Source organism: Halomonas sp. HK25, from assembly GCF_047795635.1.
Lineage (GTDB): Bacteria > Pseudomonadota > Gammaproteobacteria > Pseudomonadales > Halomonadaceae > Halomonas.
Window position 1 is genome coordinate 676,163 of the sequence record NZ_CP181044.1, and the last position, 16,458, is coordinate 692,620.

13 protein-coding genes are annotated in these 16,458 nt (G+C 63.7%); 12 read left to right on the forward strand and 1 reads right to left on the reverse strand.

From position 1 onward, the window contains the following. The first annotated feature begins 26 nt into the window (after window positions 1–26). The 12 genes from glnE (at window position 27) to ACM26W_RS03330 (ending at window position 15,587) form a co-directional block, all read left to right on the forward strand. The gene (gene glnE, locus ACM26W_RS03275; protein ID WP_416139441.1) at window positions 27–3,008 is read left to right on the forward strand and encodes a bifunctional [glutamate--ammonia ligase]-adenylyl-L-tyrosine phosphorylase/[glutamate--ammonia-ligase] adenylyltransferase; all 2,982 of its coding nucleotides are present in this window, start codon (window positions 27–29) and stop codon (window positions 3,006–3,008) included. A 274-nt stretch (window positions 3,009–3,282) separates the two neighbouring features. Further along, window positions 3,283–4,221: a sugar ABC transporter substrate-binding protein gene (locus ACM26W_RS03280; protein ID WP_416139442.1), complete on the forward strand. Its 939-nt coding sequence runs from the start codon at window positions 3,283–3,285 to the stop codon at window positions 4,219–4,221. A 115-nt stretch (window positions 4,222–4,336) separates the two neighbouring features. Then, window positions 4,337–5,347 (forward strand): ABC transporter permease, encoded by a 1,011-nt coding sequence (locus tag ACM26W_RS03285; RefSeq protein WP_416139443.1) that lies wholly within the window; start codon window positions 4,337–4,339, stop codon window positions 5,345–5,347. Window positions 5,348–5,363: 16 nt separating this feature from the next. After that, entirely contained in the window at window positions 5,364–6,323 is a 960-nt protein-coding gene (locus ACM26W_RS03290; protein ID WP_416139444.1) for an ABC transporter permease, read from the forward strand. After that, window positions 6,320–7,876, forward strand: a complete 1,557-nt coding sequence (locus ACM26W_RS03295; RefSeq protein ID WP_416139445.1) for a sugar ABC transporter ATP-binding protein — start codon at window positions 6,320–6,322, stop codon at window positions 7,874–7,876. The genes ACM26W_RS03290 and ACM26W_RS03295 overlap by 4 nt, the downstream gene beginning before the upstream one ends. Window positions 7,877–7,945: 69 nt before the next feature. Further along, the gene (locus tag ACM26W_RS03300) at window positions 7,946–9,025 is read left to right on the forward strand and encodes a maleylacetate reductase (RefSeq protein ID WP_416139446.1); all 1,080 of its coding nucleotides are present in this window, start codon (window positions 7,946–7,948) and stop codon (window positions 9,023–9,025) included. Beyond that, the gene (locus tag ACM26W_RS03305; protein WP_416139447.1) at window positions 9,022–10,401 is read left to right on the forward strand and encodes an amidohydrolase family protein; all 1,380 of its coding nucleotides are present in this window, start codon (window positions 9,022–9,024) and stop codon (window positions 10,399–10,401) included. Before ACM26W_RS03300 ends, ACM26W_RS03305 begins: the two co-directional genes overlap by 4 nt. Next, window positions 10,398–11,333 carry an NAD(P)-dependent oxidoreductase gene (locus tag ACM26W_RS03310; protein WP_416139448.1) on the forward strand — a complete coding sequence of 312 codons (936 nt, stop codon included), beginning with the start codon at window positions 10,398–10,400 and terminating at the stop codon, window positions 11,331–11,333. The genes ACM26W_RS03305 and ACM26W_RS03310 overlap by 4 nt, the downstream gene beginning before the upstream one ends. A gap of 4 nt (window positions 11,334–11,337) precedes the next feature. Further along, a complete protein-coding gene (locus tag ACM26W_RS03315) occupies window positions 11,338–12,201 on the forward strand; it encodes an intradiol ring-cleavage dioxygenase (protein ID WP_416139449.1) in 864 nt (287 codons plus the stop codon). Window positions 12,202–12,259: 58 nt separating this feature from the next. After that, complete coding sequence (locus ACM26W_RS03320) at window positions 12,260–12,850, forward strand: malonic semialdehyde reductase (protein WP_416139450.1); 591 nt, start codon at window positions 12,260–12,262, stop codon at window positions 12,848–12,850. A gap of 139 nt (window positions 12,851–12,989) precedes the next feature. After that, a complete protein-coding gene (locus ACM26W_RS03325) occupies window positions 12,990–13,727 on the forward strand; it encodes a sulfite exporter TauE/SafE family protein (protein ID WP_416139451.1) in 738 nt (245 codons plus the stop codon). A gap of 84 nt (window positions 13,728–13,811) precedes the next feature. Then, the gene (locus tag ACM26W_RS03330; RefSeq protein ID WP_416139452.1) at window positions 13,812–15,587 is read left to right on the forward strand and encodes an ABC transporter substrate-binding protein; all 1,776 of its coding nucleotides are present in this window, start codon (window positions 13,812–13,814) and stop codon (window positions 15,585–15,587) included. 25 nt (window positions 15,588–15,612) lie between these two features. Here ACM26W_RS03330 and ACM26W_RS03335 read toward each other — a convergent pair whose 3' ends face one another. Next, on the reverse strand, window positions 15,613–16,455 hold the full coding sequence (locus ACM26W_RS03335; RefSeq protein WP_416139453.1) for an SDR family NAD(P)-dependent oxidoreductase: 843 nt from the start codon (window positions 16,453–16,455) through the stop codon (window positions 15,613–15,615). Window positions 16,456–16,458: the final 3 nt, after the last annotated feature.

Sequence of the window (16,458 nt, forward strand, 5' to 3'; positions counted from 1 at the left end):
ATTCGCCACCCCGATGCGAGAGACCCATGCCGCTGCCCGATGATTTCCTGCCGTTGATCGACATTCCCGAGCCCCTCAAGGCACCGCTTGCGCGCAGTCGTGAGCGGCTGGTCGAGGCTCTGGCCCAGGCCGGCCACCTGGCCGACATGACGGGCCGGGAGTCGCCGCTGGAAGACTGGTTGGGGCTCTCCGTATCGCGCCGTGAGCAGCTGGCCCGGGTGCTGGTGATCTCCGAATTCGTGGCCGAGACCCTGGTGCGCTACCCGGAGTGGCTGCTCCATCTTGATGCCAGCGGTGAGCTGGACGCTACCCCCGACGCCGAGACCCTGCGCAGCTGGCTCGAGGAGCGCCTGGAGTCGGCCGAGGATGAGGCCGCCATGCAGGCTGTCATTCGTCGCTTTCGCCGCGCACGGATGACCGGCATCGTGTGGCGCGATCTCACCCGCCCCGAGGGCATCGACATGTGGGCCACCACGGCGGCGGTGTCGCGACTGGCCGAGACCTGTCTGGAATGTGCCCTGGGCTGGCTGGAGCGCTTCCTGGAACCGCGCTGGGGCCGGCCCGCCCTGCGCCTCGACGGCAGTGAGCAGCGCCTGGTGGTGCTGGGCATGGGCAAGCTCGGCGCCGGCGAGCTCAACCTCTCTTCCGACATCGACCTTATCTTCGCCTTCCCCGAGAAGGGTGAGACCGAAGGGGGGCGCAAGTCCTTGGAGCATCAAGAGTATTTCACCAAGTTGGGGCAGCGGCTGATCGGTGCCCTGGACGCGGTGACCGCCGACGGCTTCGCCTTCCGGGTCGACATGCGCCTGCGCCCGCTGGGCGACGGCGGCCCCCTGGTGGGCAGCTTCTCGTCCCTGGCCGGCTACTACCAGGACCAGGGGCGCGAGTGGGAGCGCTATGCCATGCTCAAGGCGCGCCCCGTGGCCGGCGACCTGGGTGCCGGCGCCGAACTGCTGGCCAGCCTGCGCCCCTTCGTCTATCGACGCTACCTGGACTTCGGCGCCATCGAGTCGCTGCGCGAGCTCAAGGCGATGATCAACCGCGAAGTGCGCCGCAAGGGCATGGAGGGTAATATCAAGCTCGGCCCCGGCGGCATCCGCGAGGTGGAATTCGTGGTGCAGGCCTTCCAGCTGATCCGCGGCGGCCGCGACACCGAGCTGCAGGTGACCTCGCTGAAGACCGCGCTTGAGCGGCTGCCGGCGCTGGGCCTGCTGCCCGCCGAGGTGGTCGATGAGCTGACGCCTGACTACGTCTTCCTGCGCGATCTCGAACACGCCCTGCAGGCCCTGGAGGATCGCCAGACTCAGAGCCTGCCCGACGACGACCTCGACCGCGAGCGTGTCGCCCTGGCGTTGGACATGGAGGACTGGCCGGCGCTGATGGCCAGGCTCGACGAGGTGCGCGCCCAGGTCCGCCAGCACTTCGATGCGGTGATCGCCGACCCCGAAGAGGAGATGGAGGAGGCGTCTCAGGAAGTCGTCGGCGGCATCGCCCTGGAACAGTGGCGGGCGCTGTGGCGCGGTGAGCTCGATGAAGAGGAGGCGGCCGAGCTTCTTGAGGAGGCCGGCTTCGACGACCCCGCAGCGGCGATCCGACGGCTGCACGGGCTCTACCACTCGCGCCAGGTGCAGGGGATGCAGCGCATCGGCTTCGAGCGGCTGGAGGCGCTGATGCCGATGCTGCTTGACGCCGTGGTCGACAGCGAGTCGCCGGACACCGCTCTCGAGCGCGTGCTGCCGCTGGTCGAGTCGGTGCTGCGGCGCACCGCCTACCTGGCGCTGCTGCGCGAGAATCCCGATGCCCTGGGCCATCTGATGACGCTCTGCTCGGCGAGCCCCTGGATCGCCGAGCAGCTGGCCCGCTATCCGATCCTGCTCGATGAGCTGCTGACCCCGGAGACCCTCTACACCCCCGCCGACAAGGCGCGGCTCGCCGACGAGCTGCGCCAGGCCCTGGCACGCCTTCCCGAGGAGGACGAGGAGGCCCAGCTCGAGGCGCTGCGGGTCTTCAAGCACGCCCAGGTGCTGCACGTGGCCGCATCGGACATCGCCGGCACCCGCCATCTGATGAAGGTGAGTGATTACCTTACCTACATCGCCGAGGTGATCCTCGAGGCCGTGCTGGCCATGGCCTGGAAGCACCTGACCCGCAAGCACGGCGTCCCGGAGCTGGCCGATGGCGGCCGGGCCGGGGCGGAGCCGGCCTTCCTGGTGGTCGGCTACGGCAAGCTGGGCGGCATCGAGCTGGGCTACGGCTCGGACCTCGATCTGGTGTTCATTCACGACGGCGCCACTCAGGGCAGCACCGACGGCAAGCGCCCGCTGGACAACGCCGTCTTCTTCACCCGCCTGGGGCAGCGCATTATCCATCTGCTCACCGCGGTGACGCCCGCCGGCACTCTCTACGAGGTAGACATGCGCCTGCGCCCCTCCGGCAACTCGGGGCTGCTGGTCAGTTCGCTGACGGCCTTCGCCGATTACCAGCGCCGAGAGGCCTGGACCTGGGAGCACCAGGCGCTGGTGCGGGCCCGGGTGGTGGCTGGCCACGAGCGCCTGGCCAAGGGCTTCGACGCCATCCGGGCCGAGAACCTCGGCCGTGAGCGCGACGTCGAGGCGCTGCGCGAGGAAGTGGTCAAGATGCGCCACAAGATGCGCGACCACCTGGGCGGAAAAAGCGGGGCGGGGGAGTTCGACCTCAAACACGACCCGGGCGGCATGGTCGACATCGAGTTCCTCTGCCAGTACGCGGTGCTGGCCATGGGGCATGAGACCCCCGAGCTGCTGCAGTGGAGCGACAACATGCGCCTCCTCGAGACCCTGGAGGCCACCGAGCGCCTCCCGGCCCGGGAGTGCCAGCGGCTGCGCGATGCCTACCTGGCCCTGCGCAGCACCGCCCATCGCACCTCGCTGACCCGCGAGCCCGCCCGGGGCAGCAACGACGCCTTCCAGGACCACCGCCGGGTGGTAATCGAGGCCTGGCAGCGGCTGCTGGAGCCGCCGGCGGCTTGACCCGCGGAGGGTGAGGCCACCCGCCACCCCTGTGCTGCCGCCCCCTACCGTGATATGTGCCCCGGCCGTCGAGACGGCCGGGGCTTTTTCGTTGGTGCCCGCCGCCGAGCCGTCATGGGAGAAATAACCAGAATGGATATTTCTCTCTCATGGCGCCGTTGCCGCGCACTCTTCCCAGCCCATAAGCTGCATTCACTCTGACAGGCAGCAGTCATGTCAGCCAAGCAACGCCAGATTGCCATTACAACAAGTTATTACAACAACAGGTGACGAGATGTTCCACAAGACAGCGCTAGTGACCAGTGTCCTTCTCCTTTCCTCGGGTATCGCTCACGCCGACACGACCTATCGAATCGGCATCACCCAGAATAACGTCGGCGTCGACAGCTACCAGACGACCTATGAAAGAGCCTTCGTGGAAGCCGCGGAGGCTGCCGGTAATATCGACCTCGTAGTGCTGGACGCCGGGGGCGATGTGGCGCGCCAGATCGGCCAGATGCAGGACCTGGTCCAGCAGCGTGTGGACGCCATCATCATCTGGCCGACCAATGGCCAGGCGGTGATTCCGGCCATTCGTCAGGCCCACAATGCGGGCATACCGGTGGTTGTGACCAACTCCAAGATTGCCGAAGCAGGACTTGATTTCATCGCCGCCTTTTCCGGGCCGGACAACGTCCAGCAAGGCATCTCATCGGCCGAGATGATGTGCGATGCCCTGGATGGTGAGGGCCAGATCGTACAGATTTCCGGTCAGCCGGGCTACACGACGGCCATGGAACGGTCAGTGGGCTTCGAGGAGCGTCTTGCCGAACTCTGTCCGGATGTCGAACTGATGGAAACCCAGCCGGGAAATTGGAACCGAGAACGCGCCCAGCGCGTCATGGAGGACTTCCTGACCAAGTATGATCGTATCGACGGCGTCTATTCCGGTGACGACAACATGGGTGTTGGCGCCCTGAATGCCGCCAAGGGTGCAGAACGGTTAGAAGAGATCGTGTTCATCGGCGCCACCAACTTCGCCGTGGGCTATGACGCCATCGAGCGCGGCGAGTACTACGGTTCTATCTACCAGTCTCCGGTGGATGATGCCGAGGCGGCTCTGCAGACAGCTCTGGATGTGCTGGCCGGCGAGGAAGTGCCGAAGATGAACTTCTTCGAGACCCCGAAGATCACTGCCGATAACCTGGAAGAGTTCGACCGTCCGGTCTTCTGACGTCACGGTGTGCTGCCCGGGCATGGTTCGCGTCAGCGACGAATGCTCCGGGCCTCAGGACTGGCCTGGGCGCAGTAACTCCTTGCGCAAGGCCATACCACGACAGGTGATTAGTATGGCTTCTGCAGAACAAGCGAAACAACCGTTATTGAAGGGAAGAATCAGCCGCGCGGGAGTTCTAAGCTTTCTCTCCGCTCAGGGTATCCTGGTGTTCTTTCTCCTAAGCATGTTCGTCTTCTCGTTATTTTCCGAGCAGTTCCTCTCCCAGTCGAACATCATGACCGTCGTTCGACAGGCCTCGATCATCGGCATCATCGCCGTCGGGGTGACGGTCGTCATCATCGGCGGAAACCTGGACCTTTCCGTTGGCTCGATGCTGTCGTTCGCCACCGTGCTGGTGGTGGATCTGCATGACAAGATCGGTCCGATGAATGCCATCCTGGTGATGTTTGCCTTCACCTTGCTTCTCGGCGCTGTGAATGGCTTTCTGATCGGCCTGATGCGCCTCAACTCCTTGATCGTGACGCTGGCCATGCTCTCCATCATCCAGGGGTTGGTGTTGATCTACAGCGGTGGACAGAACGTGGATATCGCCAATCAGGACGGTACCTGGTTCGCCTTCTTCGGTCGCGGATTCGTGGCAGGTATTGCGGTGCCGATCCTGCTATTCGGGCTATTGGCCATTGTGGTGCAGATTGTCATGTCCCGTACCGGCTACGGTCGGCGTATCTTCGCCGTCGGTGGCAACCCCATGGCAGCCGTCTACTCCGGTATTCGCAAGAACTGGGTCGTGTTCAGCACCTACCTGATCTCCGCCTTCTGCGTGGCCTGTGCCGCGTTGGTGCTCGGCTCTCGGGTCATGGGTTCTCAGAACAATGTGGGCCAGGGCTACGAGCTGCTGGTACTCGCCGGCATCATCCTGGGTGGCACCAGCCTGCTCGGCGGCGCCGGCAGCATCTGGAAGACGGTGATCGGCGTGCTGATCCTGGGGTTCATCCAGAACGGCCTGCTGCTGATGGGCTACCCCTACTACACCCAGTGGATCGTGACCTGGGTCATCATCATCCTGGCCGTCTGGCTGGACCTCGCCAACAAGCGCAAGCGCTTGCTGACGACCCACTCATGACGCGGAGGCATCACGCATGATTTCAATTAAAGGGTTCTTCCGCGGCAAGACGGCTATCCAGCCGATCTGGCTCTTCGTCATCGCCATCTTCATCTTCTTCAGCTTCATGTCGGAGTACTTCCTGTCGCTGGGAAACATCACCAATATTCTGATCCAGACCTCGACCATCGGCCTGATCGCCTTGGGCATGACCCTGGTGATGATTAACGGCAACATCGACCTGTCGGTGGGCGCGATTCTCGGGTTGGCGGCTTCACTGGCGGTGGGGCTTCAGGACTACGGACTGACCATTGCGATCATCGCGGCGCTGGCGTCCGGCATGCTGCTCGGTGCGATCAATGGCCTGGTGGTGTGGAAGACCGGGGTCAACGCCTTCATCGTCACGCTCGGCGCCATGCTGGGTATCCGCGGGTTGATTTTCCTCTACACCGGCGAGCAGTCCTTCTACTCGATGAACTTCGCCTTTGCCGACTTCGGCGCCAGCACCATCGGGCCGTTCCCGGTTCTGGCGATCATCTTCCTGCTCTGTACTCTGGTGATGCACCTGGTGCTGACCCGCACCGGCCACGGCCGCAACACCTTCGCCGTGGGGGGTAACCCGGAAGCCTCCATCGACGCCGGTATCCGACTCGGTCGCCACATGACGATCAACTTCATCATCGTCGGCTTCTTTGCCGCCCTGGCCGGTGTGCTGCTGGCCAGCCAGATGGGCGCGGCCACCCCCAACCTCGGGCGTGACTACGAGCTGTGGACCATCACCGCGGTGGTGCTCGGCGGCACCAAGCTCACCGGCGGCTACGGCAGCATTGTCGGCACGCTCGGCGGCGTATTGGCCATCGGCATCCTGCGCAACGGCATGAACCTGATGCAGGTACCGGCCTTTTACGTGCTGGTCGTCCTCGGCGTGATCCTGATCTCGGTGCTGATCATCGACAAGAAACTCAATGTGCCGTCGACCAAGGAGGTGCGGATATGACTTCCGTCCAAGCCAGTGCTGGCCGTCAACCGATCGACGCCGAACCGGTACTCAAGCTCGAAGGCATCACCAAGCGCTTTCCCGGGGTGGTGGCACTCAACAAGGTTGACTTCGATGTCCGACCCGGTGAGGTCCATGCCCTGCTCGGCGAGAACGGCGCGGGCAAGTCCACCCTGATGAAGGTACTGGCCGGCAAGCATCAGGCCAATGAGGGGACGATCGTGCTCGGTGGCGAGGAGGTGGCCTTCGAGAATCCCAAGCATGCCAAGCGGGCCGGGGTCGTGCTGATCCACCAGGAGCAGTCGCTGGTGCCGGAGATGACCGTGGCCGAGAACATCTTCCTCGGCAGCCTGCCGAAGAAGTGGGGCAACCGAGTCGACTGGCGCAAGCTGCGCGAGGACACCAACAGGATCCTCGAGACCCTCAAGTGCAGCTTCCATCACGATGACCTGGTGGGCTCGCTGTCGATCGCCAAGAAACAGATGGTAGAGATCGCGCGTGCCCTGGTCTTCACCCCCCGCGTGGTGGTGTTCGACGAGCCCACTGCGTCGCTGACCGACCATGAGAAGCCGGTGCTCTACGACGTGATCCACTCGCTCTGCGAACAGGGGGTGGGGATCGTCTACATATCGCACCGCATGGATGAAATATTTTACCTGTCACATCGCATCTCGGTGCTGCGCGATGGTGAGTACACCGGCACGGTCAATACCTGCGATACCAACGAGGACGAGGTCACGCGGATGATGATCGGCCGCAGCCTCGAACTCGACCATGCCAGCAAGCCCACCGAATTCGGCGAGAACATGCTCGAACTGCGCAGCCTCACGGTGAAGCGGATCTTCGAGGATGTCAGCTTCTACGTCCGCAAGGGCGAGATCGTCGGCATGTATGGCCTGGTTGGGGCGGGACGCTCCGAGGTGGCTGAGACCATCTTCGGGCTACGCACGCCCCTGGCGGGTGAGGTGGTGCTGGATGGCGAGGTGGTCAACTTTCGCAACACCCACGACGCCGTGGCCGCGGGTATCGCCCTGGTCCCGGAGGATCGCAAGGACCAGGGGCTGATCCTGGGCATGAATTGCCGCGACAACATGACCATGGCCGGGCTGAGCACCGTCTCATCGATGGGCTTCATGCAGGGCTCGGCCGAGCGCAGCGTCTACGACAAGTACCACCAGGCGATGAAGATCAAGACGCCCAGCTGGCGCCAGAAGGTCGGCAACCTGAGTGGCGGCAACCAGCAGAAGATCGTCATCGGCAAGTGGCTGCATACCCATCCCAAGCTGCTGATCCTCGACGAGCCGACCCGCGGGATCGATGTGGGTTCCAAGGCGGAGATTCACGCCCTGGTCAAGGATCTCGCCAAGTCGGGCTACGCGGTGCTGGTGATCTCATCGGAGATGCCGGAAGTGCTAGGCCTGAGCAACCGCATCATCGCCATGTACGACGGCCGAGTCACCGCCGAGTTCGACGGCGACAGTGTCAGCGAGGACGAGCTAGTGCAGGCGATTACCGGAATGGGCAAGCCATCTCCGGCGGTAGCAACCGGCTAGGCGGGTTTGTCGCCATCGCGGCGCCCAGCGGGGCGCCGACATGCATCTTCAACGTCTGAGGACAGATACATGCAACCCTTTGTCTATCATGGCCTGCCATCTCGTGTGGTATTCGGGCAGGGGACCCTGTCGTGCCTCGCTGGGGAAATCGAACAGCTTGGGTGCCGCCGGGCCCTGGTGCTGGCCACCCCCCAGCAGCAGGAACAGGCGCGCGCGGTGCTGCAGCAACTCGGAGAGCGCGGGGTTGGCCTGTATGCCGAGGCGGCCATGCACACGCCGGTCGAGGTGACCGAGCGTGCCATGCGGGTAGTCGAGGAGCTGGGGGTCGACTGCACCGTGGCCATCGGTGGTGGTTCGACCATCGGCCTGGGCAAGGCCATCGCGCTGCGCACCGGCCTGCCCCAGGTGGTCATCCCCACCACCTATGCCGGCTCCGAGATGACGCCGATCCTCGGCGAGACGCGCGACGGCATCAAGACCACCCAGCGCACCCTGGACGTGCTGCCCGAAACGGTGATCTACGACGTCGACCTGACCCTCTCGCTGCCCGCGGGAATGTCCGGCACCAGCGGCATCAATGCCATTGCCCATGCGGTGGAGGCGCTCTATGCCCGCGACCGCAATCCGGTGATCTCGCTGATGGCCGAGGAGGGCATCGCGGCGCTGGCCCGAAGCCTGCCGGTGATTGCCGCCGACCCGGCCAACACCGTGGCGCGCTCTGACGCCCTGTATGGCGCCTGGCTGTGCGGAACCTGTCTGGGCTCGGTGGGCATGTCGCTGCACCACAAGCTCTGCCACACCCTGGGTGGCTCCTTCGACCTGCCCCATGCCGAGACCCACACCATCGTGCTGCCCCATGCGGTGGCCTACAACGCCGCGGCGGCCCCCGAGGCGATGTCGCGTATCGCCCGGGCCCTGGGCTGCGAGGACCCCGCCGCCGGTCTCTTCGACCTGGCTCGGGCGGTCGGCGCGCCCACGGCGCTCGAGGAGATCGGCCTCAAGCCGGGGGATGTGGAGCGCGCCACCGAGATCGCCACCCGAAACCCCTACTGGAATCCTCGCGAGGTCGAGGCCCAGGGCATCCATCGACTGCTGAGCCATGCCCTGGTCGGTCGCCGGCCTGCCAGCGAGGAGGGAGCACAACCATGAAGACCCTGCTGACCCATGCCACCGTGATCACCATGGATCCCGAGCTCGGCGACCTGCGCGATGGCCAGGTGCTGGTGGAAGACGACCGGATCCTGGCCGTAGGACATGACCTGCCGTCGGAGGGGGCCGAGGTGGTCGACTGCCGGGGCGGCATCCTGATCCCCGGGCTGGTCAACGCCCATCTGCATACCTGGCAGACCGCCCTGCGCGGCGTCGCCGCCAACTGGACGCTGCTCGAGTACTTTCGCCACGTCCACCGCGGCCTGGCGGCGCTCTTCACCCCCGACGACATCCATATTGCCACCCGCATGGGGGCACTCAACCAGCTCAACTGTGGCACCACCACCCTGGGTGACTGGTGCCACAACAACCCCACCCCCGCGCATACTGATGCGGCGGTGCGCGGGCTCAAGGAGTCCGGCATCCGGGCGCTGTTCTTCCACGGCTCGCCCAAGCCGGATCCCAAGCCGGGCCAGCCGCACTTCAGCGAGATCCCGCATCCACGCAGCGAGGTCGAGCGGCTGCTCGAAGGTGAGCTCGCCGACCCCGAGGGGCGCGTCACCCTGGGACTGGCCATCCTGGGTCCCCACTACTCCACCCTCGAGGTCAGTCTCCAGGACTTCGCGCTGGCCAAGGAGTTCGGCCTGGTCGCCTCGATGCACCAGGGCGGCGGCGAGGCCGTGAGCCCCGGTGGGTGGGACGTGATCGAGCAGCGTGGACTGCTGGGGCCGGACATCAACATCGTGCACGGGCAGAGCCTGGACGACGGGCAGCTGGCGCGTTTCTGCGAGCAGGGCGTGACCTTCTCCATCGCCCCGGAAAACGAGATGACCCAGGGGCACGGCTTCCCGATCACCGGCCACGTTCGCCGTCACGGCGGTGTCGTCTCCCTGGGGGTGGATCTCGAGTCGGTGATCTCCGGTGACATGTTCTGCGTCGCCCGCATGGCGCTGGGCATGCAGCGGTCACTGGACAACGATGCCTCGCGGCGCGAGCAGGGCACCATCCCCGACACCTCGACCATCCGCACCCGCGAGGCGCTGGAGTGGATCACCGTCGACGGGGCTCGCGCCCTGGGCCTTGAGGCCCGAATCGGCAGCCTGACGCCGGGCAAGCAGGCCGACATCGTGCTGCTGGATAGCGGCCTGCTGAACATGCAGCCGGTCAGTGATCCGGTCTCGACCGTGGTCATGCAGGCGAGCCTCGCCAATGTCGACAGCGTCATGGTGGCGGGGGAGTTCCACAAGCGAAACGGCAGGCTGCTGGCCGATGTGGCGGAGGGTGTCAGGCACCTCGACGCCTCCGGTCAGCGGATCTATGCCGAATTGATGTCACGGGAACACGCGTCCCGAGCACAAGGGGAGACAGCCCAATGACCACGACAAGCCCAATGACCACGTCGGACAAGGTAGCCTGGATCGGCCTCGGCAAGCTGGGCCTGCCCATGGCAGCGCGGATCGCCGCGGGGGGGTACCCCGTCCAGGGATTCGACCTCAGCGCCGAGCGGATGGCACTGGCCGAGCAGGATGGCATCACTCCCCACCAGGACCTGGCGGCAGCGACCGAGGCGTGCCGCCTGGTCTTCGTCTCGATCCCCGATGACCGGGCGCTGCTGGGCCTGACCCTGGGGCCGGGTGGGCTGATCGAGGCGATGGCCCCGGGCAGCGTGCTGATCGAGACCAGCACCGTCAGCATCGAGGCATCCGCCAGGGTGGCCGCGGCCGCCGAGGCGAGGGGCATCGCCTATCTGCGCAGCCCGGTGTCGGGGAATCCCGTCGCCGCCGAGTCCGGCACCTTGTCGGCCATGGTCTCAGGCCCGCGCGAGGCCCTGGATGATGCCGTGCCGGTGATGAATACCTTCACCAAGGCCCAGTACTGGCTCGGTGACGAGGAGCAGGCACGCTACGCCAAGCTGGCGATCAACCTGATGATCGCGGTGAGCGCCGGCATGATGGGCGAGGCCCTGGCGATGGCCCGCAAGGGCAACATCGGCTGGGAGGCGATGCTGGACCTGATGGCCGACAGTGCCGTCGGCTCGCCGATGGTCAAGTACAAGACCCAGCCGCTGAAGGATCGCGACTTCACGTCCACCTTCTCGGCCGCCCAGATGGCCAAGGACCTGGACCTGATCCTCGGCTGTGCCCACGGAGACGGTGTCTCCGTGCCCCTGGCCGCCCAGATGCGCGAGGCCTACAGCTCGCTGATCGGCACGGGGCACGGTGAGGACGACTACATCGCCACTATCCAACACACCGAGCGCCTTTGCGGGTTGCCGGCCATCGAGGGCGCCTCCGGCGCCAGGGGATGACGACATGCGAAACCTGAATGCCGAGAACATCACGGATGCCGTGATCGAGCAGTTCGCTGGCTGCCGCGACGAGCGCCTCAAGGAGATCTTGAACAGCCTGGTGGTCCATCTGCACGGCTTCCTGCGGGAGGTGGAACCCTCCGAAGATGAGTGGACTCAAGCCATCGACTTCCTGACCCGGACCGGGCAGATGTGCGACGACAAGCGCCAGGAGTTCATCCTGCTCTCCGACACCCTGGGCGTGACGATGCTGGTCGATGCCATCAATCACCAGACATCGGATCCCATGATCTCCGAAAGCACCGTGCTGGGCCCCTTCTATGTGGCCGACCCGCCCGAGGCCGCCCAGGGCGAGTCGATCGACTGGAACGTCGAGGGCGAGCCCTTCTTCGTGGAGGGGCGGGTGCACGACGAGCGCGGTGAGCCACTGGCCAATGTCGTCGTCGATGTCTGGCAATCGGACAGCGAAGGGTTCTACGACGTCCAGAAGGAGCTCGAGAGCGCCTCGCTGCGGGCCAGGTTCACCACCGATGACAAGGGGCGCTATGCCTTCTGGACGGTGACCCCCTCACCCTATCCGATTCCCACCGATGGCCCGGTCGGCAAGATGCTGGAAATCACCGGCCGACATCCTTACCGGCCCGCCCATGTGCACTTCATGCTGATGGCAGAGGGCTACGAGACCCTGGTGACCCAGGTCTTCGCCGAGGACGACCCCTATCTCGACTCCGACGCCGTCTTCGGCGTCAAGGATTCCCTGGTCAAGGAGTATGAGCTGCTGCCACCAGGACAGGCACCGGATGGACGGTCGATGGAAGCCCCCTTCCGCCATCTGACATACGACTTCGGCCTCAAGGCAAGCCGCTAGTCGCTTCGCAAGACGCAATCATCCCGCAAACACCCCCATCCAGAAAGAGGAAAACGATATGACTGTCATCGACAACAAAGCGGTCGAGACCCTGTTCACCGAGGCGCGTACCCACAACGTGTGGCAAGACCAGGATGTCAGCGAGGAGAAGCTTCGCGAGCTGTATGACCTGCTGCATTTCGGCCCGACCTCCATGAACTGCCAGCCCCTTCGCGTGCTCTTCCTGAAGAGCCAGGCGGCCAAGGAGCGGCTCAAGCCGGCGCTGATGCCTGGCAACCAGGAGAAAACCATGCAATCCCCGGTTGTCGCTATCTTGGGATACGACACGAATTTCTATGAGCATCTGCCGCGGATGTTTTCTCATAACAAGGATGCCAAGTCACTCTTCGAGGGCAAGACAGACTTCATCAATACCACGGCCTTCCGGAACAGCTCCATCCAGGGTGGCTATTTCATCCTGGCGGCACGCGCGGTTGGGCTGGATTGCGGCCCGATGTCCGGCTTCAACAACGCCGCCGTGGATGAGGCGTTCTGGCCGGATGGCGATATCAAGAGTAATTTCCTGTGCAATCTCGGTTACGGGGATCCTTCGGTCTTGTTCCCGCGTCAGGAACGGTTCGGGTTCGACGAGGTCTGCAAACTGCTTTGAGGCAAGCTGCCGGGGCTAACGTCCCGGCCGGTCATGCCCGGGTATCCCGCTGAGGGGTATCCGGGCATGGTCTACTCCGCTTGGGCCGTTAACCATACGGCCCCTTTTTGTTGTACCTGGTCAGAGAGCAGGGGCCCGCATGGTCTACGACTGGCAGTTCATTGTGTTGATCATCATCGCCGTGCTGATTACCGGCATCTCGAAATCGGGCTTTGCCGGCGGCGTCGGGGTGGTGGCGGTGCCGCTGATCTCGCTGAAGGCCAGCCCGGCCTTCGCCGTGGCCGTCATGCTGCCGCTGCTGATCGTGATGGATGTGTTCAGCCTCAAGGCCTGGTGGCGCCACCGTGTGGGGGCCGTTCTGTGGCTGATGTTTCCCCCGGCGGTGCTGGGGGTGGCGGTCGGCTACCTGACCTATGGCCGCTTCGATGAGGACCTGCTTAAGGTGTTGCTGGGGGGGTTCTCGATCCTGTTTGGCCTGTGGGGGCTGCTCAAGCCCTTCCGCGGGCGGGTCATGCCGACCTGGGTCGGTGGACTGAGTGGCGGTATCGCCGGCTTCACCAGCTTCATCGCCCATGCCGGGGGGCCGCCACTCAACTTCTATCTGCTGCAGCGCCGGCTCACCAGTGAGCAGTTTCTCGCGACCGCGGTGGTCTTCCTGGCCGCCACCAACCTGGTCAAGCTGGTGCCCTACGGCATGCTCGGGCTGCTGAATGTCGAGAACCTCAGCATTGCGCTATTGCTGATCCCGGTAGCCTGGTTGGGGGTGCGCCTCGGCCTGGTGATCCAGAAACGGATCAATGGAGAGCTGTTCTTCAGGATCATCCTGACCCTGCTGATCCTGCTGGGAATCCGCTTGATACTCGATGGCATCCGTTGACCCGGGGGGATCTCGTGTGGTTGCCCAATGACGGGGCATGACGCTATCGTGAATCTCTCCAGTCGCTTCACTGCCGAGGCGGGTATGAACGATCAGCTGCACGAGCTGCAACCCGAGGGGCCCTTCGATGAACTATCCGAGACCCCGATGCCGAAACTCTCCAGCACCGAGTTCGCTCGCTTTCTGGATTTTATCGAGAAATTCGAGGATGTAACCGAACAGTCCCTCTCCATGACGCAGGGGTATCGGGAACTGCGCATGATGATTCACGTCATGCGCAATCACCTGGCCGGCCGCCTCACCACTCCCACCTCGCTGGCGGATGCCTCCGGTCTCTCCTATGGCACGGCCAAGCGAGGAATCGAGAGCATCATCAAGCGGGGGCTGATCCTTTCCCGCCCCCGGACGAAGTCGGGAAAGACGGTCTCGCTGCATCCTTCTCGCGCCCTGATCGAGGAGTGGGGGAATTTTGCAAATCGGATCAAGGCCTTGTTGGGAGATACCATTGGGCTGGACCCGAAACCCGGCTCGACCAGCCAGATTATCCTGGATGAACCCTATCAGTCGCCTGATGTGATAGCGCCGCCCGCTGTTCTGTCTCAACGGCTTCATCTCAAGGGAGGGCTTCGGGTCCTGATGCATGCCGATCCCACCTTCATGGCGATGCATAACCTCAAGCGTCAGCTCGAAGTCATCTTCGGGGTGGACATCAAGAACAAGGCGAAGTCGCTCGACAGCCTGCGCGAGGAGATTCTTGCCAACTCGCGTTTTGCTCATTCTCACTATGACATCATTACCTGCAACCTTCCCTGGTTCGGTGAGTTGGCGTCACAGGATATGCTGTTGCCCCTGGACCCCTTCATTGAACGAGATGGGTACGATATATCCGACTTCCACCCTGTGGCCATCCAGAGTTCTCGCTATGCAGGAAAGCAGTACGGTATACCGGTACAGACCACACCGGAGCTACTGTGCTACCGCAAGGACATCCTGGAAAGCGCCGGTCTGATGCCCCCGACGACCACGGAGCAGCTGATCAGGGTGGCCAGGGTGCTTCACGATCCCGGAAAGGGGCTCTATGGCATCGCCTGGAATGCGGCCAGAGGAACGCCCTTGGGGCATACCTTTGCCTTCCTGATGGCGAAATTCGGTCAGCCACTCATCAACCTTCAGCGCATAGAAGGAGGCTATGCGTTCGAGGGTGCGACAGGGGATCAGCTTCGCCCCATGTTCCTCTCGGATGCCGCCTTTCGTGCCTGCGAATATTTGCTGGACATATTGAAGTACTCGCCTCCCAATATTCTCCAGATGTCCTGGTACGAGCGCGCCAGGTGTTATGCGGCGGGTGAGGTCAGCATGGCCTATTGCTACACCTCGCTCATGCCACTGTTCGAGCTCAACAAGAAATCACCGGCCTGGCAGAATACCGGCTACCTTCCCCACACCGTCGGCAATCATGGTCGACCCTTCGTTCCCATCGGCGGTTATTCCCTGGCCATTCCTGCGAATCTTTCGGAAGACCGCGTGGAGGCGGCCTGGGCAGCCATGCGTCACCTGACGTGCAGGAGCATGTCCAAACTCTATATCCTGAATGGCAGCCTGGTCACGTCACGGTTCAGCGTCAGCCAGGACCCGGAGGTCACGGCGCTGTCGCCGCTGATTCAAATCGTCGATGAGATGGCGAGAAAGGATCTCTTGCAGTCCTGGCCGCGCCCCCCGGTGCCGGGCATCACCGATCTGATCACCATCGCCGGGAACGAGATCTTCGAGGTGCTCGATGGGCGCCGCTCCATCAAGAAGGCCCTGTCCATGGCGCAGGACAGGGCCGATCGGATGATGCGCGACAGGGGATACTACTGATCCATCCCCCGGGTTGCTGCTGGTATCACTGCATGATCATGCCGCCATCGATCATCAGCAGCTGGCCGGTCATGTAATCCGATTCCGCGCTGGCCAGGAAGGAGGCGGTGCCGACCACATCTTCCGGGTACGAATAGCGCTTCATCAGGATCATCTTCTCGGCGAGCTCGTCCATGGACTGGCCCTGCTTGTCGAACTTGCCGATGCTGACCAGATCCTTGTCAAGCTGCTCCCAAAGCTCTGTGCGCACCACACCGGGTCCGTAGCCGTTGACGGTAATATTGTGGTCGACCAGTGCCTTGGCGCCACCGTTGATCATGGCGAGTACGGCGTGCTTGCTGCAGGAATAGGGCACCACATCGTCGAAGGCCTGGCGCGAGAGGATTGAGCCCACATTGAGAATCTTGTAGGGACCGTTCTCCTTGCCCTGCGCGATCATCTGCTTGGCGGCTTCCTGCATGCCGAGCAGGCAGCCCAGGGCATTGACGTCCATGATCTGGTGCCAGTTATCCTCGGTGATATCGAGAAACATCAGCGGTTTGTTGATGCCGGCGTTATTGACCATGACGTTCAGGCTGCCGAAGGCGTCGACGGTGGCCTGGACGGCCGCCTTCACCTGATCTCTCTCGGTCACGTTGAGCTTGACCGCGATGGCCTTGCCGCCATCTCTGTCGTTGATGCGCTTGACGACCTCTTCACATCCTTCGATGTTGAGATCGGCAACACAGACATTCGCGCCCTGCGCGGCATAGTGCTCGGCGACGGCAGCGCCCATGCCACGTGCGGCGCCGGTAATCAGGCAGTTCTTTCCTGCTAAGCGTGTCTTGTCCATCGGGTCACCTATTGGATTTGTTGAAGGTGAAGGCATGGC